The 19,754-nt window shown below is 69.4% G+C and carries 16 protein-coding genes; 9 read left to right on the plus strand and 7 right to left on the minus strand.

Going from position 1 to position 19,754, the window contains the following annotated elements; genetic code table 11:
* Positions 1-266 precede the first annotated feature (266 nt).
* Positions 267-2,189, minus strand: a complete 1,923-nt coding sequence (dnaK, locus tag GGR04_RS07690) for a molecular chaperone DnaK (RefSeq protein ID WP_183199258.1) — start codon at positions 2,187-2,189, stop codon at positions 267-269.
* 437 nt (positions 2,190-2,626) lie between these two features.
* On the opposite strand from dnaK, the gene GGR04_RS07695 reads away from it, so the two are divergent.
* From GGR04_RS07695 to GGR04_RS07705, 3 genes are read left to right on the plus strand one after another with little or no spacing between them, the layout of a single operon-like run.
* Positions 2,627-3,412: a hypothetical protein gene (locus GGR04_RS07695; protein WP_183199259.1), complete on the plus strand. Its 786-nt coding sequence runs from the start codon at positions 2,627-2,629 to the stop codon at positions 3,410-3,412.
* Positions 3,402-3,797: a phage holin family protein gene (locus GGR04_RS07700; protein WP_183199260.1), complete on the plus strand. Its 396-nt coding sequence runs from the start codon at positions 3,402-3,404 to the stop codon at positions 3,795-3,797. The genes GGR04_RS07695 and GGR04_RS07700 overlap by 11 nt, the downstream gene beginning before the upstream one ends.
* Positions 3,794-4,888 carry a DUF3618 domain-containing protein gene (locus GGR04_RS07705; RefSeq protein WP_183199261.1) on the plus strand — a complete coding sequence of 365 codons (1,095 nt, stop codon included), beginning with the start codon at positions 3,794-3,796 and terminating at the stop codon, positions 4,886-4,888. The genes GGR04_RS07700 and GGR04_RS07705 overlap by 4 nt, the downstream gene beginning before the upstream one ends.
* A gap of 94 nt (positions 4,889-4,982) precedes the next feature.
* Here GGR04_RS07705 and GGR04_RS07710 read toward each other — a convergent pair whose 3' ends face one another.
* From GGR04_RS07710 to GGR04_RS07720, 3 genes are all read right to left on the minus strand, one after another.
* The gene (locus tag GGR04_RS07710; RefSeq protein ID WP_183199262.1) at positions 4,983-7,691 is read right to left on the minus strand and encodes a transglycosylase domain-containing protein; all 2,709 of its coding nucleotides are present in this window, start codon (positions 7,689-7,691) and stop codon (positions 4,983-4,985) included.
* A gap of 275 nt (positions 7,692-7,966) precedes the next feature.
* Complete coding sequence (locus GGR04_RS07715) at positions 7,967-8,788, minus strand: alpha/beta fold hydrolase (protein WP_183199263.1); 822 nt, start codon at positions 8,786-8,788, stop codon at positions 7,967-7,969.
* 159 nt (positions 8,789-8,947) lie between these two features.
* Complete coding sequence (locus tag GGR04_RS07720) at positions 8,948-9,808, minus strand: MipA/OmpV family protein (RefSeq protein WP_183199264.1); 861 nt, start codon at positions 9,806-9,808, stop codon at positions 8,948-8,950.
* 231 nt (positions 9,809-10,039) lie between these two features.
* Between GGR04_RS07720 and GGR04_RS07725 the strand changes: the two genes are divergently transcribed.
* Positions 10,040-11,020: a Bug family tripartite tricarboxylate transporter substrate binding protein gene (locus tag GGR04_RS07725; protein WP_183199265.1), complete on the plus strand. Its 981-nt coding sequence runs from the start codon at positions 10,040-10,042 to the stop codon at positions 11,018-11,020.
* A gap of 70 nt (positions 11,021-11,090) precedes the next feature.
* Here the strand turns inward: GGR04_RS07725 and GGR04_RS07730 are convergent, their stop codons facing one another.
* Genes GGR04_RS07730 through GGR04_RS07740 form a run of 3 tightly spaced genes read right to left on the minus strand, consistent with a single transcriptional unit; the run spans position 11,091 to position 13,014 of the window.
* The gene (locus tag GGR04_RS07730) at positions 11,091-11,357 is read right to left on the minus strand and encodes a BrnA antitoxin family protein (protein WP_183199266.1); all 267 of its coding nucleotides are present in this window, start codon (positions 11,355-11,357) and stop codon (positions 11,091-11,093) included.
* Positions 11,317-11,592: a BrnT family toxin gene (locus GGR04_RS07735; protein WP_183199267.1), complete on the minus strand. Its 276-nt coding sequence runs from the start codon at positions 11,590-11,592 to the stop codon at positions 11,317-11,319. Before GGR04_RS07735 ends, GGR04_RS07730 begins: the two co-directional genes overlap by 41 nt.
* A gap of 24 nt (positions 11,593-11,616) precedes the next feature.
* Positions 11,617-13,014: a dipeptidase gene (locus GGR04_RS07740; RefSeq protein ID WP_183199268.1), complete on the minus strand. Its 1,398-nt coding sequence runs from the start codon at positions 13,012-13,014 to the stop codon at positions 11,617-11,619.
* Positions 13,015-13,643: 629 nt separating this feature from the next.
* Between GGR04_RS07740 and polA the strand changes: the two genes are divergently transcribed.
* The 5 genes from polA to GGR04_RS07765 all read left to right on the plus strand — a co-directional run bounded on the left by polA (position 13,644) and on the right by GGR04_RS07765 (position 19,655).
* Positions 13,644-16,565, plus strand: coding sequence for a DNA polymerase I (gene polA, locus GGR04_RS07745; protein WP_183199269.1), 2,922 nt, complete (start codon positions 13,644-13,646; stop codon positions 16,563-16,565).
* 185 nt (positions 16,566-16,750) lie between these two features.
* A complete protein-coding gene (locus tag GGR04_RS07750; protein ID WP_183199270.1) occupies positions 16,751-17,965 on the plus strand; it encodes a PAS domain-containing protein in 1,215 nt (404 codons plus the stop codon).
* Positions 17,962-18,669, plus strand: coding sequence for an orotidine-5'-phosphate decarboxylase (gene pyrF, locus GGR04_RS07755; protein WP_183199271.1), 708 nt, complete (start codon positions 17,962-17,964; stop codon positions 18,667-18,669). Before GGR04_RS07750 ends, pyrF begins: the two co-directional genes overlap by 4 nt.
* Positions 18,670-18,774: 105 nt before the next feature.
* Complete coding sequence (locus tag GGR04_RS07760) at positions 18,775-19,071, plus strand: DUF1330 domain-containing protein (RefSeq protein ID WP_183199272.1); 297 nt, start codon at positions 18,775-18,777, stop codon at positions 19,069-19,071.
* On the plus strand, positions 19,068-19,655 hold the full coding sequence (locus GGR04_RS07765) for a GNAT family N-acetyltransferase (protein WP_183199273.1): 588 nt from the start codon (positions 19,068-19,070) through the stop codon (positions 19,653-19,655). Before GGR04_RS07760 ends, GGR04_RS07765 begins: the two co-directional genes overlap by 4 nt.
* Positions 19,656-19,754: the final 99 nt, after the last annotated feature.

A 19,754-nucleotide genomic window follows, 5' to 3' on the forward strand; every position in this document is an offset into this window, starting at 1 on the left:
GAGCAAGCCGAGCCGCAGCCTGCCTGCGCGGCGGGCCTTTCGCCGCATGTAGGGGCTGGCGGCCCGCGTTACCATAGGATGACGCGGCGCAAAAGCGCCGGACGCCTGCGCTGTCGTCCGCGAGCGGCCTTCGCATCCGTCGTCCCGTGCCGATGCGCCACGGCCTCGAACGCGCGCCCTTCATTGCCCGCCGCAAGGCGCCGGACACGAAAAAGCCCCAGCCGATCCGGCCGGGGCTTCTCGTCATCGCGATAGGACGTGAACGATCAGGCCGACTTCTTGCGGCCGTCGTCCTGCACTTCCTCGAAGTCGGCGTCGACGACGTCGTCGTTCTCGGCCTTGGCCGAAGTCGGCTCGCTCTCGCCGGCGTCGCCGGACTGCGCCGCGTCGTACATGGCCTGGCCGAGCTTCATCGACACCTCGGCAAGGCGGTCGGACTTGGTCTTGATCACCTCGGCGTCGGCCTCGGACTTGTCGAGCTCGGCACGCAGGTCGGCGATCGCGTCCTCGATCGATTTCCGATCCTCGGCCGAGACCTTGTCGCCGTAGTCCTTCACCGACTTCTCGGCCGAATGGACGAGCGACTCGGCGTGGTTCTTGGCCTCGACGCCGGCGCGGCGCTTCTTGTCGCTGTCGGCGTTCGCCTCGGCTTCCTTCACCATCTTGTCGATGTCGGCATCCGACAGGCCGCCCGAAGCCTGGATCGTGATCCGCTGCTCCTTGTTGGTGCCCTTGTCCTTGGCCGACACGTTGACGATGCCGTTGGCGTCGATGTCGAAGGTGACCTCGATCTGCGGCACGCCGCGCGGTGCCGGCGGAATGCCCTCGAGGTTGAAGCGCCCGAGCGACTTGTTGTCCTGCGCCATCTCGCGCTCGCCCTGGAAGACCTGGATGGTCACGGCGTTCTGCGAGTCCTCGGCGGTGGAGAAGACCTGGCTCTTCTTCGTCGGGATCGTCGTGTTGCGGTCGATGAGGCGCGTGAACACGCCGCCGAGCGTCTCGATGCCGAGCGACAGCGGGGTCACGTCGAGGAGCAGCACGTCCTTGACGTCGCCCTGGAGCACGCCGGCCTGGATGGCGGCGCCCATCGCCACGACCTCGTCGGGGTTGACGCCCTTGTGGGGCTCCTTCCCGAAGAGCTGCTTCACGACTTCCTGCACCTTCGGCATGCGGCTCATGCCGCCGACCAGCACGACCTCGTCGATGTCGGCCGCGGTGAGGCCGGCATCCTTCAGCGCCGACTTGCAGGGGCCGACCGTGCGCTGCACGAGCTCGTCCACCAACGCCTCGAACTTCGAGCGGGTGAGCTTCATCGTCAGGTGCTTGGGGCCCGACGCGTCGGCAGTGATGAAGGGCAGGTTGATCTCGGTCTGCGAGGCCGAGGACAGCTCGATCTTGGCCTTCTCGGCGGCCTCCTTCAGACGCTGAAGCGCGAGCTTGTCGTTCTTCAGGTCGATGCCCTGGTCCTTCTTGAACTCGGACGCGAGGTAGTCGACGAGGCGCATGTCGAAGTCCTCGCCGCCGAGGAACGTGTCGCCATTGGTGGACTTCACCTCGAAGACGCCGTCGCCGATCTCGAGCACCGAGACGTCGAACGTGCCGCCGCCGAGATCGTAGACCGCGATCGTCTTGCCTTCGCTCTTGTCGAGACCGTAGGCGAGGGCAGCGGCGGTCGGCTCGTTGATGATGCGCAGCACGTCGAGGCCGGCGATCTTGCCGGCGTCCTTGGTCGCCTGGCGCTGGGCGTCGTTAAAGTAGGCGGGAACGGTGATCACCGCCTTCTCGACCTTCTCGCCGAGATAGGCCTCTGCCGTCTCCTTCATCTTCTGCAGGATCATCGCGGAGATCTGCGAGGGCGAGTACTTCTCGCCGTGCGCCTCGACCCAGGCGTCGCCGTTCGAGGCGTTGACGATCTTGTAGGGGACAAGGTTCTTGTCCTTCGTCACGGCCGGGTCGTCGTGGCGGCGGCCGATGAGGCGCTTCACGGCGAACAGCGTGTTCTCGGGATTGGTCACCGCCTGGCGCTTGGCCGGCTGGCCGACGAGGCGCTCGCCGTCCTCGGAAAAGGCCACCATCGACGGCGTGGTGCGGGCACCCTCGGCGTTCTCGATCACCTTGGCCGTCTTGCCGTCCATGACGGCGACGCAGGAATTGGTGGTGCCAAGGTCGATACCGATCACCTTCGCCATGTCTGTCTCTCCTTGTTGAGCGCGCCGCCCGGACCCTCGCACGAGGCGTTCCGGCAAGCGGCACCTTAAGAATGGGTGGGTCGCCGGCAGGGATGCAGAACCCGACCGGCGAGGCTGGAGGCTATATATGAACGGGGTTTCGGGGGCGCAAGACGTCCTCGTCCGCCTCGTGCGGAACGCCCGTTCGAGCCTCGCGGATGCGGGGAGCTCCGGCGAAAAAAGCCGCTCGAACCCTCTCCTTTCGTCGGAACGCACGGGGCGGCGGCGTGTTGAGCCAGGGATAGCAAGTCGGCCGAACGTTACAGGCGGGACGGCCCGAACACCCCGAGAACCGGAAGGCACGTCATGCGCAGCATCATCTATCTCATCGGCCTCGTTGTCGTCGTCCTCTTCGTCCTGTCGCTTCTCGGCCTTCGCTGATCTCAAGGAGCCCCCCCATGTCCAACACGCAAGACCCCGCCAGCGGCGCCGACCGCTGGAACGCGGATCGTGACGCCGCGGCCCGTACGCTCGACCGCGAGGGCACGTCCGCAAGGGACGCGGCCTCTCAGGCCGCCGGCTCGATCCGCGACCAGGCCGCATCGCTCGCCTCCGGCGTGCGCGAGAGCGCGGAAGCCAAGGCCGAGACCGGAATCTCGGCCGCCGCCTCCAGCCTCGACGACTTCACCGCCGCGATCCGCAAGGCCTCGGACGAGCTGGGCGAGCGCGACCAGTCGATGGCCGCGCAGCTGGTGCGCGAGGCCGCGTCCGGTCTCGAGCAGGCATCCGGCGCGCTGAAGGGCAAGAGCGTCGGCGAGGTCACGCAGTCGCTGGCCGGCTTCGCCCGCCGCCAGCCCGCCGCCTTTCTCGTCGGCGCTACGCTGGCGGGCATCGCGCTCGGCCGCTTCGCGCGGGCCTCGTCGGACCATTCCGACGCCGCGCGCCTGCGCGACGCCGTGCCCACCGGCGCCTCGCAGCGCGCCCGCTCCGGCAGCATTCCGAGCGACGGGTTGAACCATAGCGATCACGAGGCATCGGTGCCGTCGCGCGCGGGAAGTTCGGGCTTCGAGGCCGCCCGCGCCAATTCCCCCGCCGCCCATCCGGCATCGGTCGGCGTCGGCGGCACTTCGACGATCCGTCCGAGCGGCTCTGAAATGGGGGCGTCCGGTACGTCGGGCACCACCGGCATGGTCGGGCTCACCTCGACCTCGACCTTCGGAAAGGGACCTCTCGATGAGCGTTGAACCCCGCGAGGCACGTTCCGTGCCCGATCTCATCGGCGACGTGCTGCGTGAGACGACGGAGCTTTTCCGCACCGAAGGCAAGCTGATCCGCGCCGAGATCTCCGACAAGATCACACAAGTCCAGATCGGCGGCGGATCGATCGCGGCGGGGGCGATCTGCCTGCTCGTGGCGCTGATCGTGCTGGCGCAGGCGCTGGTCATCGCGCTCGCTCACGTCGTCGGCGCAGGCTGGTCGGCGCTCATCGTCGGCGTGGCGATCGCGCTCGTGGGCGTCGCGCTGCTTGCCAAGGGCAAGAAGGAACTCGAAACCGTCAGCCTGACGCCCGACCGCACGGTCGAGCAGTTGCAGAAGGACGGCCGGTTGGTAAAGGATCAGACACGATGAGCACGGAAACCGAACGCCTCGCCCAGGAGGCCGAACAGCGCCGGTCCTCGCTCGACCAGACTCTCGACAGCCTGAAGGAGAAGTTCTCGCCGGGCCAGATCGTCGACGAGGTCGCGAGCTACGTCCGCTCCGGCCAGGGCGCCGAGATGGTGCAGAACCTCAACCGGCAGGTCCGCGACAATCCGCTGGCGCTTGGTCTGATCGGCGCCGGCGCGGCCTGGCTGCTGCTCGGCCAGGGCGTGCGCGACAGCCGTCCCGCGAGCTTCGGCAGCATCTCGCCGCGCGGCCGTTCGCATGACGCATCGCCCGATCATTGGGCACAGGATGATCGCGACAATCGCTTCGAGGGACCGCTCGCCAGCCGCAGCGCGGGTATCGTCGGCGGCGGCAGCGCGGGCCGGGCCGACATCGGCGGATGGGCCGGTGCGTCGTCGTCCACATCGCCCGGCGTGACGCAGCGGGCGCGCGACGTGGCATCGGGTGCCGCGGGCTCCGTCGGATCGGCGGCGTCGAGCGTCGGCAGCACCGTCTCGTCGGCCGCCTCCACCGCCGGCAACGCGGTGTCGGATGCCGCCTCCAGCGTCGCGGATGCGGTGTCGGGCGCCGCGTCCAGCGTCGCCAGCGGCGCCAGCCACCTCACCGAGAGCGCGGGTGACGCGGTGAGCCGCGCGGGGCAGGCGGGCTATCGCACGGCCGCCGAAGCGGGCGACCGGGTCGCGGCCTATGGCCGGCAGGCCAAGCGCAGCTTCTTCGAGACGCTGCAGGACGAGCCGCTGGTGCTCGGCGCGGTGGCGATCGCCATCGGCGCGGCGATCGGCGCGGCCCTGCCCTCGACCCGCGCCGAGGACGAATGGCTCGGCGAGACGCGTGACAAGCTGCGCGACGACGCGCTCGATTACGGCCTCGACACGCTGGACAAGGCGCAGACCGTGGCCGGAAAGGCCTACGAGGCGGCGAGCGCGCAAGCCGAGGACAAGGGTCTCGTGGCGAAAGGCGGAGAGGGCGAGACGATCGCCGACAAGGTGTCTTCGGTCGTGAAGGCCGCCACCGACGGCGCCAAGGACGAGGCGGGCAAGCAGGGCCTCGTCTGATCCTCGACCGCTCGTCGCAGACTGCATGGAAAAAGGCCGCGAACCCGGATCGGGTTCGCGGCCTTCTTGGTTTTCGATATGGGTGTTTTCGAGGTCAGTTGCCGAAGAGACCCCGGAACAGCGAGCGGTCGCTTTCGCGCCCGCCCGGCGCCGGGCCCTCCAGCACGGCGTCCGGCGGCAGATCCTCGGGGCGCACGGGAATGGCGCGGCCCTCGAGCACGGCATCGGGCGGGAGATCGCCGCGGCGCACCACGCGCGGAGGCCCGAGATCGGCGGGCGGACGCATGCGAGCGGGCTCGCCGTAGCCGTATTCGGGCGGCGGGCCGCCATAGGCGTCGTCGCCGTACGGGTCGTCCTGCCCATAGGGATCGCTGCGATCGGGCTCGCCGCGATCCGCCGGCAGAGGCTCGCGGGCGTCCGGCGCGTCGCGGTAGATGCGGCGCATCGGCGGCTCCTCGCGCGAGGCGTAGCCGGGCTCGCCGCGCGGCGGTGCGGCCTCGCGCACGGCCGGGCGGTCGTCCTGTCCCGGCACCACCGAAGCGATGCCGTCCTGCGGCGGGAGCGCGCCGGGCTCCTGCGCAGGAAGGCCCGGAAGAGGCTGGCCATAGGGGTCGCTGCCGCCGGCCGGCAGCTCGGTGTTTTCGTAGACGGGATTGCCCGAGGCGTCGTAGCCGACAATCTGCCCGCCGTAGCCGGAGGCGACCGGCAAGTTGGCGGGATCGCCGATCTTGTAGTTGCCCGGCAGCGGGGTCGCCGGCAGGCCCTCGTGCGCGGCGACCATGAAGGTCTTCCAGGCGTCGGCCGGCAGCGAGCCGCCGGTGACCTGACGCATCGGCTTGCCGTTGTCGTTGCCGAGCCAGACGCCGGTGGTGAGGTTGGCGGTGTAGCCGACGAACCAGGCGTCCTTGAAATCCTGCGTGGTGCCGCTCTTGCCCGCCACCTGCCAGCCCGGCAGCGCCGCGCGCCGGCCGGTGCCGGAGGTGACGACGCGCGTCAGCATGGCGTTCATCATGCCCACGATGTCGGCGGTGACGATCACCGGCGGCACCTCGGCGGGACGCTCGTAGAGCACCTGCCCCGACACCGTCGTCACCTTGTTCACGAGATGCGGGGTCGCGAGATAGCCGCCATTGGCGAAGGGCGCGTAGGCGCCGGTCAACTCCAGCAGCGAGACCTCGGACGTGCCGAGCGCCAGCGAGGCGTTGTCGACCAGCGGCGAGGTGATGCCGAAGCGCTTGGCGGTCTCGATCACGGCGGCCGGGCCGACCTCGGCGGTGAGCTTGGCTGCCACGGTGTTCAGCGACTTCATCACCGCGTCGGCCACCGTCACGGGCCCGCGGAAGCGGTTGTCGTAGTTCGAGGGCGTCCAGTTGCCGATGCGGATCGGCGCGTCGTCGACGATCGTTTCGGGCCGCACGCCGAACTCCAGCGCCGTCTCGTAGACGAAGGGCTTGAAGGCCGAGCCTGGCTGCCGCTTGGCCTCGGAGGCGCGGTTGAACTGCGAGGTCGCGTAGTCGCGCCCGCCGACGATGGCGCGGATGGCGCCGGTGCCGTCGATCGAGACAAGCGCACCCTGGCTGACGTTCTGCGTCGCCTTGTCGATCGTGGCGGCGATGGCCTGCTGGGCCTCTCTCTCGAGGCCGAGGTCGATCGTGGTGGAGACCACCACGTCCTCCTTGATGTCGCCGACGAGCACCGGCAGGTCGCGCATCACCATGTCGGCGGCGTAGTGCTCGGGGCCGGTCCAGAAGGACCGGGCCTTGGTCGGCTTCTCGGCCTTGGCGGCGTCGAACTCGCCCTGCGTGATGAAGCCCTCGTCCTCCATCGCCTGCAGCACCACCTCGGCGCGCGAACGTGCGGCGGCGGGATCGCGCACCGGCGAGAGGCGCGAGGGGGCCTTCAGGACGCCGGCGAGCGTCGCGGCCTCGACCAGCGACAGCTCGTCGGCGTTCTTGTCGAAATAGCGCCGTGCGGCAGCCTGCACGCCTGTGGCGCCCGATCCGAAATACACCCGGTTGAGGTACATTTCGAGAATCTGGTCCTTGGTGAACTTGTGCTCCAGCCAGAGCGCCAGGATCGCCTCCTGCACCTTGCGTTGCAAGGTCTGGTCGGGCGTCAGAAAGATGTTCTTGGCGAGCTGCTGGGTCAGCGTCGAGCCGCCCTGCACGGTTTCGCCCGCCGCCACGTTCTCGGAAAGCGCGCGCACGATGCCGACGGGATCGACGCCCCAGTGCGAGTAGAAGCGCCGGTCCTCGATCGCCATCACCGCCTGCGGCAGGTAGGGGCTCATCCGGTCGAGCGCCACGGCCTCGCCGCCGGTGGTGCCGCGGTCGGCCAAGAGATCGCCGGTGACCGAGACGATCTTGACGTTGGGCGGGCGCGCGGGGATCGCCCAGGCCTCCTGCGGCAGCTTCACCGCGAAATAGCCGATCACCGCCGCGCCCGCGATACCGCCCCAGAGCGCGAGGAGCACGCAGAGGCGAACGAGATGGCCGAAAAGCGAGCGGCGCTTGCGCCGACGCCCGAAGAAGCCGCCGCCGGCATTGTCGTTGCCGCCGGAACCGCCCCCGCCCCCGCCGCGCCGCGTGCGCCCGCTGCCGAGGTCGCGCGAGATCGGTGGATCGCCGCGGCGCGTCGCCGAGCCTTCGATCTCGCGTTCGCGGCGGGTGCGGGAGGATCGTGCGGCTGCGGTCGAGGGAATGACGGCGCGGTCGTCGGCGGAGACGCGGATCTCGCTCTCGTCGCCGCCACGCGCGGCACCGAAGGTCGGCTCGATCCTGTCGTCCCGTCGCTTGGCCGCCATGCGTGATGCCCTCGTCCTGTCGTCGCTTGCCGAAGATAGGGTGCGGCGCGCGCATGTCGCCGGTACCGGAGCCTCCGAGCCTTCCCGCGTCGCCGCGGTCCGTCGAGCGCAGGCTATGCGACACGAGGATTCGGCTTCGTGGACTGAAGTTTAAATGCGGCGATTTAACGGGGCGTTAAGGAAGCCTGCCAAGGCATGAACGATGGAAAGGGACGACCATCCAGGAGGGGCCGGCGCCTCGAAGGCACCGGCCCGGATCGCTTAGGCGGCCGAGGTCAGACGCGCGCGAAGGCGGCGAGATCGGTGGTCAGGCGCTCCTGCTCGGTGTGGTGCAGGCCGTGGGGCGCCCCCTCATAGGTCTTGAGATGTGCGCCGGCGATGAGCTTGGCCGCCTTCTCGCCGGAAACCTCGAAGGGCACGGTGGCGTCCTTCGTGCCGTGAATCACCAGCGTCGGCACGGTGAAGGCCTTCATGTCGGCGCGGAAGTCGGTGGTGGAGAACGCCTTCACGCAGGCGATCGTGGAGCGCAGCGAGGCCTGCAGCGCGAGGTTCTGCGTCCAGGCGAGATAGTCCGACGAGATCGAGAAGTTCAGGAGCCCGACGCCGTAGAACTGCTTGCCGAAGGAGGCGAGGAAGGCCGGCCGGTCCTTTTCGAGATCGGCGATGAAGCCGTCGAAGACGGAACCGTCGACGCCGTCCGGGTTGCTCTCGTCCTTCAGGAGGTATGGCGTCACCGCCGAGACGAGCACGGCCTTGCCGACGCGCTTGCCGCCGTGGCGCGACATGTAGCGAGCGACCTCGCCGCCGCCCATCGAGAAGCCGACGAGGACTGCGTTGTCGAGATCGAGGTGCTCGAGCAACGCCGCCAGATCGTCGGCGAACGTGTCGTAGTCGTAGCCGGTGCCGGGCTGCGACGAGCGGCCGAAGCCGCGCCGGTCGTAGGAGACGACGCGGAAGCCTTGGTCCACCAGCTTGTCGGCCTGGTAGTCCCACATGTCGGCATTGAGCGGCCAGCCGTGGATGAGGACGATCGGGCGGCCTTGGCCCCAGTCCTTGTAATAGAGATCGACGCCGTCTTTCGTCGTGAGGATGGTCATGCCGCGTGGCTCCTTCGAAGGGCTTGGTCCCGGAGGCAATGGATCGCGTGCGAGACAGTTCCGTCACAGGGGGCATGTGGCGCGCCCGGCCGAGGCCGCACGCGAAAAAGCCCGGGCGCCTTACGGCACCCGGGCTTTCGAGAACGAGCGACGCGTCGCTTAGAAGAGGTCGAGCGAGAAGCGCTTCGACAGGCCGATGCCGGCGAAGAACTGGTCTTCCTTGCCGATCTTCACGATCGGGGAATCCTCGGCGTCACCGATCATCCGCTCGTAGGCGGCGTTGGCGTTGAGGAACCAGTCCGGGCGGAACTCGTAGCGCGCGGACGCCGCGGCGCCCACCGACTTGAAGCCCGAGCCCGCGTCGTAGGGCGAGAGGCGGCCGAAGGAGGCGAGGCTCTCGATCGGCGTCACCGAGAAGTAGGTGCTCATGTACTCGGCCGAGGCGAAGGTGGTGCGCGGGCCGAGCTTCAGCGTCCACTGCTCGTTGGGGCGGGAGATGAAGTCGACGCCGGCGCCGCCGACGAAGCCCTCGGCCTCGCCGAACGCATAGCGCGCCTCGCCGTAGATCTCGGCGCTGAAGGTCTCGTAGACCGGGAATTCGTAGCCGGCGCGAAGGCCGAGCTGGTAGGTCTCGTCGAGCGCGCGGGTGCCGAAGAGCTCCGGATAGTCGGCGGCGTTGCGCTTGTCGATGAAGCGGAATGACGGCGAGATCTTGAAGCCGCCGTAGCTCTCGTTCGGCGAGCCGATGGCGCCGAGGCCGGGGATGTTGAGATACTGCAGCGCGAAGATCGGGTAGCCGGAGACGATGTAGTCGCTGGCGCCCTCGTAGGCGGGCTGCGTGGAGACGCCGCCGCCGAGCTCGATGATGAGATCGGCATTGTTGACGATGGCGACCTCGCTCGTGTCGACGGTGGCGACCGCGTCGGCGGCAAGCGCGGGAACGGCGGTCGAGCCCAGAAGGGCGGCGACGAGAAGGGCGGTGCGCGTGGTCACGGCGGCAGGCTCCGGAAGGAATGTCATGGTGTCTTGTGCACCATTGTCGGAAGGGTGGGGCAACATTCAATCGCCGAGGCCCCGCAGCGCGGCACTCGGAAGCGCCGCTGTTGCCCGTTGGGCACGAAACCCGTCGGTAACCGATCGATGGCGACCCATCACGCCTCGGTGATCACCCGCTTCGCGCGATTGCGGCGGCGGGCCGCCTCGCTAGGGTGGCGGACGGTGCCGGGAGGGCATCGCTTCGGGAGAACCACGATGGTGAAACGACGGACCCTCATCGCCGGCGCGCTGGCCGGCACGATGCTGGCGCTCGGCGCGGCGAGTTCCTTCGCACAGGACTATCCCGCCAAGCCGGTGACGCTCGTGGTACCCTTCGCGGCCGGCGGCTCCACCGATCTCGTGGCGCGCACGCTCGCCCAGCGCATGAGCGAGTCGCTCGGCCAGCAGGTGCTCGTCGACAACAAGGGCGGGGCGGGCGGCAATCTCGGCGCGAGCTTCGTGAAACAGGCGGCGCCCGACGGCTACACGATCCTGATGGGCACGATCGCGACCCACGCGCTCGTCGCCTCGCTCTACGCCAAGCCCCCCTTCGATCCCGAAAAGGACTTCGCGCCGATCGCGCTCCTCGTCACCGTGCCGAACGTCCTCACCGTCAACAAGGACTATCCGGCCAAGGACGTGAAGGACCTGATCGCGCGGCTGAAGGAGAAGCCGGGCGAGGAGATCTATTCGTCTTCGGGCAACGGCACGCCGCTGCATCTCTCGGGCGAACTCTTCAAGTCGATGGCCGGGGTCGACATGGTGCACGTGCCCTACCAGGGCTCGGGGCCGGCGCTGGTCGACGCGGTGTCGGGCGCGGTGCCGATCAACTTCGACAACCTGCCCTCGTCCACCGAGTTCATCCGCTCCGGCGCGCTGCGGGCGCTCGCGGTGACCACCAAGACGCGTGCCGCCAACTTCCCGGACGTGCCGACGATGGAGGAGGCGGGGGTTCCCGGCTACGAGACCAACACCTGGAACGCCTTCTTCGCGCCGGCCGGCACGCCTCCGGCAGTGATCGCGCGGCTGAACGCGGCGGCGAACGAGGCGGTCGCCGACCCCAAGGTGAAGGCGCGGCTCGCCGAGGTCGGCGCCACCACCGTGGGCGGCACGCCCGAAGAACTCGCCGCGCACGTGACGAAGGAGATCGCCCGCTGGCGCCCGGTGATCGAGGCCTCGGGCGCGCGCATCGAATAGGCGGTCGGCCCCTCCCCGCGTCGGCCGAAGGACCGGTGCGGGCGGGGGCCTTTGCGCCGGAGGGGCCGCCTTACGCCGCGCCCTTGGCGAGCCAGTCCTTCAGCGCCTGGTTCACCCGCGTCTGCCAGCCCTTGCCGGAGGCCCGCAGCGCCGCGGCCACCTCGGCGTCGAGCCGCAGCGTGACGCGCGCCTTCGGATGCTCGGCGGGCGGGCGCCCGCGCCGGATGAGCACGCCGTTCTCGTGGAGATCGGCGCGGTCGAACCATTCGTCCGTCAACTCGGGCGCATCGTCTGGGTCAATCCAGTCGGACGGCGTATCGAGCCTGTTCTCGCTCATTGGCTTTCCTCATCGAGATGACGTGGCGAGCCCCGTCTCGCGGCGTCCACACCACCACCATCATCCGGCCGTCGAGACGGCCGACGGTGATGATGCGGACCTCGCCATAATCATGCCGGTCGTCTTCCTGATCGAAGGTTCGGCCGGCGAAGACGACCTCCGCCAGCGCGAAGTCGATGCCGCGCTCTCGAAGGGTGCGCTCGCGCTTGGACGGGTCGAAGGTGATCCTCGCCATATTTGTACCGACATCTAATCCCGGTCAACCCGCCCCGCGCTCGCCCAGCGCCGCCAGCACCCGGGCCCAGGAGCGCTGGCCCTTGGCGAAGGAGGCGAGCTCGTACTTCTCGTTCGGCGAGTGGATGCGGTCGTCGCCGAGGCCGAAGCCGATGAGGAGCGAGGGCATGTCGAGGCGGCGCTTGAACTCGCCGACCACGGGGATCGAGCCGCCCATGCCGATCATCACGGCGGGCTTGGGCCATTCCGCCGACAGCGCCTCGCGCGCGGTCTCGAGCACCGGGCTGTCGAAGGGCAGCTGGATCGCCGGAGAGCCGCCGTGCTCGTGGAACTCGGCCGTGCAGTCGGCCGGCAGGCGCTCCGTGACGAAGGCGCGGAAGGCGGCGCGGATGGCCGCCGGGTCCTGGTCGAAGACGAGGCGGAACGAAATCTTGGCATGCGCCTCGGCCGCGATCACCGTCTTGAAGCCCTTGCCGGTGTAGCCGCCCTCGATGCCGTTGACCTCGGCGGTGGGGCGCGACCACGTCTGTTCCAGCACCGAGCGGCCCTTCTCGCCCGCCGGCACCGAGAGCCCGACCGAGCCGAGGAACGCCTCTTCCGAGAAGTCCAGCCGGTCCCACACCGCCTTCACCTCGGCCGGCAGCTCGGGCACGCCGTCATAGAAACCGGGCAGCGTGACGCGGCCCGTCTCGTCGTGGAGATCGGCGATGATCTTGGCCAGGACATGGATCGGGTTGGCGGCCGCGCCGCCGAAATAGCCCGAATGGAGATCCATCGAGGCCGCCTTGATGGTCACCTGTTCGCCCACCAGTCCGCGAAGGCCGGTGGAGATGGCGGGCGTGTCGCGGTCCCACATGTTGGTGTCGCAGATCAGCGCGACGTCGGCCGAGAGCTCCTCACGATGCGCGTCGAGGAAGGGCAGGAGCGAGGGCGAACCCGACTCTTCCTCGCCTTCGAGGAAGATCGTGACCGTGCAGGGCAGCGATCCCGTCTCGGCGATGAAGGCGCGGCAGGCCTCGACGAAGGTCATCAGCTGGCCCTTGTCGTCCGCGGTGCCGCGCCCGACGAGACGCTTCGTGCCGTCGGGCATCGCCTTCACCTGCGGATCGAAGGGATCGGTGTCCCAGAGCGCGAGGGGGTCCACCGGCTGCACGTCGTAATGGCCGTAGAAGAGGACGTGCGGGCTGCCCTCCGGCCCGCGGCGGTGGGCGACCACCATCGGATGGCCCGTGGTCTCGGCGACGCGCGCCTCGAAGCCGACCGCCGAGAGATCGCCGGCCAGCCACTCGGCGGCGCGCCGGCAGTCCGGCGCGAAGGCGGGGTCGGTGGAGATCGAGGGAATGCGCAGGAGATCCTGCAACCGCTCGACCGAGCGGTCGAGATGGAGGTCGAGGCGGGCGAGGACGCTGTCGAGATCGGCCATGGGGCGCTCCGTCGGGGCAGGCGGGCGCCCCCCGAGGAGCGCCGCCGGATGGCGACGGGCATAACGCGGCAAGGTCGCGAAGGCAAAGCGGTGCGCGGTTACGGAGATTAATGCATAAGAGCCGTACCACGCCGGCTGGAACGACGATCGAAGCGCAAGCGGAGTTCAATTTCCGCGTAACGGGAACGATCGAGATGTGTCGGAAGGGAGGGGAGACGCAGAAGAAGAGCCGTCGCTGACTGGAGGGGGGTTGTCGCGACGGCTCCTTCTGATCGAGCGGAGGCCCCGAGAGGGGGGATGGGACGATCCGCTCACGTTCGGCTGCAAAGCGGGGGACGAGCTCTGGGCCGAAGGCGACGCTTATCTGCGCCGTTGATCATCAAATGCGCTTCCCTCGCATTCGGTTCAAGCGAGTGCGATCACATCCGCGTGATAATCAACCTTAAACATTTGTCATGTCGGTCCGCTTGTGCTTCCAGGCCGCGATCGACCTCGGAGCCAGCGCCGCGCTCGCCTCGAAAGTTCACGGCCGTCTCGGGCGATCTCGGTGGCAGAACCCCTCGCTCGGTGTCGGGCCCCGCCCCGAGGATCGATGGACTCGGGCTCGCCCGCGCGATACCACGGGCGCCATGCAAAAGGGCGACCACCTCTTCCTCGTCGACGGCTCGGCGTACATCTTCCGAGCCTATCATGCGCTGCCGCCGCTGACGCGCAAGTCCGACGGGCTGCCGATCGGCGCCGTGTCGGGCTTCTGCAACATGCTGTGGAAGCTGGTGGAGGAATCGCGCGAGACCTCGGTCGGCGTCGCGCCGACGCATTTCGCCGTGATCTTCGACCATTCCTCCACGACCTTCCGCAATGCGCTGTACGACCAGTACAAGGCCAACCGGCAGGCGCCGCCCGAAGACCTCGTGCCGCAGTTCGCGGTGATCCGCGAGGCGGTGCGCGCCTTCGATCTGCCCTGCGTCGAGAAGCAGGGCTTCGAAGCCGACGATCTCATCGCCACCTACACGCGCCTCGCGGTGGAGGCCGGCGGCGACGTCACCATCGTCTCGTCCGACAAGGACCTGATGCAGCTCGTCGGCCCCGGCGTCATCCTCTACGACCAGATGAAGGACAAACGCCTCGGCCCGCAGGAGGTGTTCGAGAAGTTCGGCGTCTACCCCGAGAAGATGATCGACCTGCAGGCGCTCGTCGGCGACAGCTCCGACAACGTGCCGGGCGTGCCCGGCATCGGGCCGAAGACCGCCGCCGACCTTCTGGGCGCCTACGGGACGCTGGAAAACCTTCTGGAGAACGCCGGCGAGATCAAGCAGGCCAAGCGCCGCGAAAGCATCCTCGCCCATGCCGAGCAGGCCCGCCTGTCGAAGCGCCTCGTCACGCTCGATCAGCACACGCCGCTCGAGGTCGGGCTCGACGATCTCTTCATCCACGAACCCGACGGCGAGAAGCTAGTGGCCTTCCTCAAGGCGATGGAATTCACCTCGCTGACGCGGCGCGTCACCGCCAAGCTCGGCACCGACGCCTCGGCCGTCGAGGCGGCGCAGGTCGACGTCACCGCCCCGGCGCGCGGCCCCGACCTCGATCCCGGCGGCACGCCGGGCGGGGAGAAGACCGGCTCGCATCTCGCCATGACCCCGGCCGCGCATGCCGCCGAGCGGCTGCAGGCGGAAGCCGCGACGCCGGTGGATCGCTCCACCTACGAGACGGTGCGCGACGAGGCGCGCCTCGAACACTGGATCGCGCGGGCACGCGAGACGGGCGTCGTCGCCTTCGACGTCGAGACGACGTCGCTCGACGCGATGCGCGCCGATCTCGTCGGCCTGTCGCTGGCGGTGGCGCCCGGCGAGGCGGCCTACGTGCCGATCGCCCATGTCGGCGAGGGCGGCGGCGATCTCCTGTCGGACGAGGCGGCGCGGGAAGGCGTCGGCGCGCAGATCCCGCTCGGCACCGTGCTCGATCTCCTGAAGCCCCTGCTCGAGGACCCCGCGATCCTCAAGGTCGCGCAGAACGCCAAGTACGACTATCTCGTGATGCGCCGCCATGGGGTCGAGACCGCGCCGCTCGACGACACGATGCTGATCTCCTACGTGCTCGACGCCTCCTCCTCGCTGGAGGGCCACGGCATGGACGAATTGTCGGAGCGCTTCCTCGGGCACAAGCCGATCTCCTTCAAGGAGCTCTGCGGCTCCGGCCGGACGCTGAAGCCGATCGCGGCCGTCGCGATCGAGCGGGTGAGCGAATACGCCGCCGAGGACGCCGACGTGACGCTGCGGCTCTGGCGCGTGCTGAAGCCGCGCCTCGCGGCCGAGGGCCTCGCCCATGTCTACGAGCGGCTGGAGCGTCCGCTCGTGCCGGTGCTGGCGCGCATGGAGGAGCGAGGCATCCGCACCGACCGGCAGATCCTGTCGCGCCTCTCCGGCCGCTTCGCGCAGAAGGCGGCCGGCCTCGAGGCCGACATCCACATCCTCGCCGGCGAGCCCTTCAACGTCGGCAGCCCCAAGCAGCTCGGCGAGATCCTCTTCGGCAAGCTGGGGCTTCCGGGGGGCAAGAAGACCAAGACCGGGCAATGGGCCACCGACGCGCGGCTGCTCGAAGACCTCGCCGCCGAGGGCCACGACCTGCCGCGCCGCATCGTCGACTGGCGCCAGCTCACCAAGCTCAAGGGCACCTACACCGACGCGCTGCCGACCTACATGGATGCCGAGGATCGCATCCACACCTCCTATTCCATGGCCTCCACCACCACGGGGCGCCTCTCCTCGTCGGAGCCCAACCTCCAGAACATTCCCGTGCGCACCGAAGAGGGCCGCGCCATCCGCACCGCCTTCGTGGCGCCCGCCGGCCACAAGCTGCTCTCGGCCGACTACAGCCAGATCGAACTGCGGCTGCTGGCCCACATGGCCGAGATCCCGCAGCTGACGGAAGCCTTCCGCCAGGGCATCGACATCCACGCGATGACGGCGTCCGAGATGTTCGGGGTGCCGGTCGAGGGCATGCCGTCCGACGTGCGCCGCCGCGCCAAGGCGATCAACTTCGGCATCGTCTACGGCATCTCCGCCTTCGGCCTCGCCGCGCAGCTCTCCATCCCGCGCGAGGAGGCGGGCGCCTACATCAAGCGCTATTTCGAGCGCTTCCCCGGCATCCGCGACTACATGGACCGGGTGAAGCTGTTCTGCCGGCGCACCGGCCATGTCGAGACGCTGTTCGGCCGGCGCGCGCACTATCCCGACATCGGTTCCTCCAATCCGCAGGTGCGCGCCGCGGTGGAGCGCGCCGCGATCAACGCCCCGATCCAGGGCTCGGCCGCCGACATCATCCGCCGCGCCATGGTGCGCATGGAGGAGGCGCTCGCGGCCGAGCGCCTGTCGGCTCGCATGCTGCTGCAGGTGCACGACGAGCTCGTGTTCGAGGTGCCCGACGACGAGGTCGAGGCGACGATCCCCGTGGTCCGCCGCGTGATGGAGCGGGCCGCCGACCCGGTGGTGGAACTCGCGGTGCCGCTCGTCGTTGATGCGCGGGCGGCCGCGAACTGGGACGAAGCCCACTGACGCCGCCGCGCGCGAAGGCTCACCGACGCGACAAAGTCGCGCACCATGGGATGTGTCGTCTTCACGACCGAACCGCGTGCTAATCCCACCGCTCGCACCATCGAACCCGGCCGATCGCGCCGGGGCCGGTGTCGGCCGAAGGCTCGACAACAACCTGCGGGAAGGCCCGCTGCCAAGGAGACGGCATGGGTCATCAGGATGTCGAAAAGCCGGTGGGCGTCCAGATGCCGGACGGCATGACGACGGCTGCGCTCGCCAAGGTTCCGCTGGCGCTCGTCCTCACCAACCCGCATCTCGACGACAACCCCATCGTCTACGCCAACCAGGCCTTCGCCCGCATCACCGGCTATGCGGTGGAGGCGACGGTGGGCCGCAACTGCCGTTTCCTCCAGGGGCCCGACACCGACCCGGACGCCTCGCGAAAAATCTCCGCGGCGCTCAGGGCGGAAGAGGATATCACCCTCGATCTCGTGAACTACCGGGCCGACGGCACCAAGTTCCTCAACCGGCTCATGATCACGCCGCTCTACGACGCCGAGAACCGGCTGCAATGCTTCCTCGGCGTGCAGCGCGATCTCAGCGAGGGCCGGGATCTCTCGGTGTCGCGCGAAGCGGGCGGGGCAGCCGAGAAACTCGACTCCGCGCTCGGCGAGATCCAGCACCGGGTGAAGAACCATCTGGCGATGATCATCGGCATGATCCGCATGCAGTCGCGCGCCCATACCAGCGCCGATGCGTTCACCGCGCTCGCCCGGCGCATCGAGAGCCTGCAACTCCTCTATCAGGAGATGACGGAGGCCGGCGTCGGCTCGGCGCGCTCGCAGCGCATCCCGCTCGGCGCCTATATCAGCCGCATCGCCTCCACCATCGGCTATCTCGACGGGCGGCGCTCGGTGCGCGTCAACGTCGACTGCGACTCGATCGAGGTCAGCGTCGAGCGCGCCGCGCGCATCGGCCTGCTCTTCTCCGAACTCCTGACCAACGCCCTGAAACACGCTTTCGCCGGCCGCGACGAGGGGCTGGTGGAGGCGCGCCTGAAGATGCTCTCCTCGGGCGTCATCCGCATGACCGTGACCGACGACGGCATCGGGCTGCCGAAGGGCGCGAACTGGCCGCACGGCGCCGAGCGCGGCCAGTCTCGCCAGCGCGTCGCCGAGGCGGTGGATCTTCCCGCCGAGCCCAATGCGGCGCGCCAGATCGCCGGCTCGATCGCGGAGGCCTCGGGCGGCGAACTGCATGTCGGCGGCAAGCCGGAGGCGCCCGCCGGCCCCGCCCACCAGACCGGGGGCTTGGGCGGTCGCATCGTCGTCTCGCTGGTGCGCGGTCTCGACGCGCGCATCGACGTGAATGGTGATACGGTCGGCACCACCGTGACCGTGGACATCCCCAGCGACGAATGATTCTTCCCTCGCAGACCCTCCTCCAGCCCGCCGACCGTCTGATCGTCGGCCTCGACGTCTCCGATCGGCGCAGCGCCGAATCCATCGTCGCCGAGCTCGGCGACACCGTGCGCGTCTACAAGGTGGGCTACCAGCTCGGCTATGCCGGCGGCCTCGACTTCGTGGGCGAACTCGTGCGCGCGGGCAAACGGGTCTTCCTCGACCTGAAGCTCCACGACATCGGCAACATCGTGGAAAAGGGCATCGCCGGCATCGCCGGGCTCGGCGTCGCGATGACCACCGTGCACGCCACGCCCCAGGTGATGCGCGCGGCGGCGCGCGGCGCCGAGGGCTCCGGCCTCCTCGTCCTCGCCGTCACCGTGCTGACGTCGCTCAGTGAGGACGACCTTCGCGAGATGGGTCACACCGAGACCGCGGCCGCGCTGGTGGAGCGCCGCACGCGACAGGCGATGGAGGCCGGGATCGGCGGCATCGTCGCCTCGGCCGCCGAGGCCGCCGCCGTGCGCGCGATCGTCGGGCCGGACCGCGCGGTGGTCACGCCCGGCATCCGACCCGCCGGGTCGGCGGCCGGCGACCAGACGCGGGTGATGACGCCGCGCGAGGCGATCGCCGCCGGCGCCAGCCATCTCGTGGTCGGCCGCCCCATCCTCGATGCGCCCGACCGGCTGGCCGCCGCGCGCGCCATCCTCGCCGAGATGGCCTGACGCGGGTTCGCCCGACTCGCCACGGGCGACCCGCCGAGCCATCGGGTGCCCTGTCGCCGGCGCCGCGCGCTCCTATCTGCCCGTCTCCCGCAGAGGAGACGCACCATGCCGAAGGCCTACTGGATCGCCCATGTCGATGTCCGCGATCCCGAGCGCTACAAGGACTACGTGACGACGGCCGCGCCGGCGATGGTGCGCCACGGCGCGCGGTTCCTGGCGCGCGGCGGTCCGTTCCGCGACCTCGAAGGCCCGGCGCGGGCGCGCAACGTGGTGATCGAGTTCCCTTCGATGGAGGAAGCGCTCGCCTGCTACGATTCCGCCGAATACCAGGCGGCGATCGCGGTACGGCAGGAGGTGTCGGAGGCCGAGATCCTTATCGTCGAAGGCGTCGAGACGGCTTGAGCGGCCGCAAGGCGTTCAAGGGCATGGCGCCCGCCGGCACCCGCATCCGCATGATGGAGCCCGGCGAGGCGCCGGCGCTCCAGGCCATCGAGCACCGCGCGGCGCAGCTTCTCGTCGAGGTCGGGCATCTGGCCTCGGCCGAGCCGACGCCGATGGCGCGCTTCGTGCCGTTTCTCCTGCGCCACGAGGTGTTCGTGGCCGAGGTGAAGGGCGGCGGGCCCATCGGCTATGCCGCCGCCGCCGATCTGGCGTCCCTCGCCGTGCCGGACGACGGGATCGAGGACGGTGAGGGCGCCGGCTGCTACTGGTTGTCGGAGTTGTCGGTCGATCCCGCGCATGGCCGGCGCGGCATCGGCTCGGCGCTGCTCTCGGCCGTGGTGGCGCGGGCCGGCTGGTTTTTCCATCGCGCCGTGGGACTTTCCACCGCGCGCGACGTTGCCTTCAACGAGGCGTTCTATGCCCGGCGTGAATTCTTAAAGGTTGGGGCAGATGATCTGACGCCAGTCCTGCGACGGCGTCTCGTGCTGGAATGCCCGGCGGGTGTGAGCCCCGACCGCCGGACCGTGATGATCCGCTGGCTCTGACGACGACCGAACCCCGCGTGACGGGACCCTCATCTTGCGGTGCGGCAGGATTCTGCCATGTTGCACTGCAGGCTGCCCGGTCCGGACGTCCCGCCAACG

Origin of the sequence: Aureimonas pseudogalii (assembly GCF_014196835.1) — a bacterium.
GTDB classification, from domain to species: domain Bacteria; phylum Pseudomonadota; class Alphaproteobacteria; order Rhizobiales; family Rhizobiaceae; genus Aureimonas; species Aureimonas pseudogalii.

Coding starts and splice junctions, on each gene's coding strand:
- dnaK (WP_183199258.1), bottom strand. CDS start 2,189: ATGGCGAAGGTGATCGGTATCGACCTTGGCACCACCAATTCCTGCGTC.
- GGR04_RS07740 (WP_183199268.1), bottom strand. CDS start 13,014: ATGGCCGATCTCGACAGCGTCCTCGCCCGCCTCGACCTCCATCTCGAC.
- GGR04_RS07750 (WP_183199270.1), top strand. CDS start 16,751: ATGGGTCATCAGGATGTCGAAAAGCCGGTGGGCGTCCAGATGCCGGAC.
- GGR04_RS07760 (WP_183199272.1), top strand. CDS start 18,775: ATGCCGAAGGCCTACTGGATCGCCCATGTCGATGTCCGCGATCCCGAG.
- GGR04_RS07735 (WP_183199267.1), bottom strand. CDS start 11,592: ATGGCGAGGATCACCTTCGACCCGTCCAAGCGCGAGCGCACCCTTCGA.
- polA (WP_183199269.1), top strand. CDS start 13,644: ATGCAAAAGGGCGACCACCTCTTCCTCGTCGACGGCTCGGCGTACATC.
- GGR04_RS07715 (WP_183199263.1), bottom strand. CDS start 8,788: ATGACCATCCTCACGACGAAAGACGGCGTCGATCTCTATTACAAGGAC.
- GGR04_RS07700 (WP_183199260.1), top strand. CDS start 3,402: ATGAGCGTTGAACCCCGCGAGGCACGTTCCGTGCCCGATCTCATCGGC.
- GGR04_RS07720 (WP_183199264.1), bottom strand. CDS start 9,808: ATGACATTCCTTCCGGAGCCTGCCGCCGTGACCACGCGCACCGCCCTT.
- GGR04_RS07695 (WP_183199259.1), top strand. CDS start 2,627: ATGTCCAACACGCAAGACCCCGCCAGCGGCGCCGACCGCTGGAACGCG.
- pyrF (WP_183199271.1), top strand. CDS start 17,962: ATGATTCTTCCCTCGCAGACCCTCCTCCAGCCCGCCGACCGTCTGATC.
- GGR04_RS07725 (WP_183199265.1), top strand. CDS start 10,040: ATGGTGAAACGACGGACCCTCATCGCCGGCGCGCTGGCCGGCACGATG.
- GGR04_RS07705 (WP_183199261.1), top strand. CDS start 3,794: ATGAGCACGGAAACCGAACGCCTCGCCCAGGAGGCCGAACAGCGCCGG.
- GGR04_RS07710 (WP_183199262.1), bottom strand. CDS start 7,691: ATGGCGGCCAAGCGACGGGACGACAGGATCGAGCCGACCTTCGGTGCC.
- GGR04_RS07730 (WP_183199266.1), bottom strand. CDS start 11,357: ATGAGCGAGAACAGGCTCGATACGCCGTCCGACTGGATTGACCCAGAC.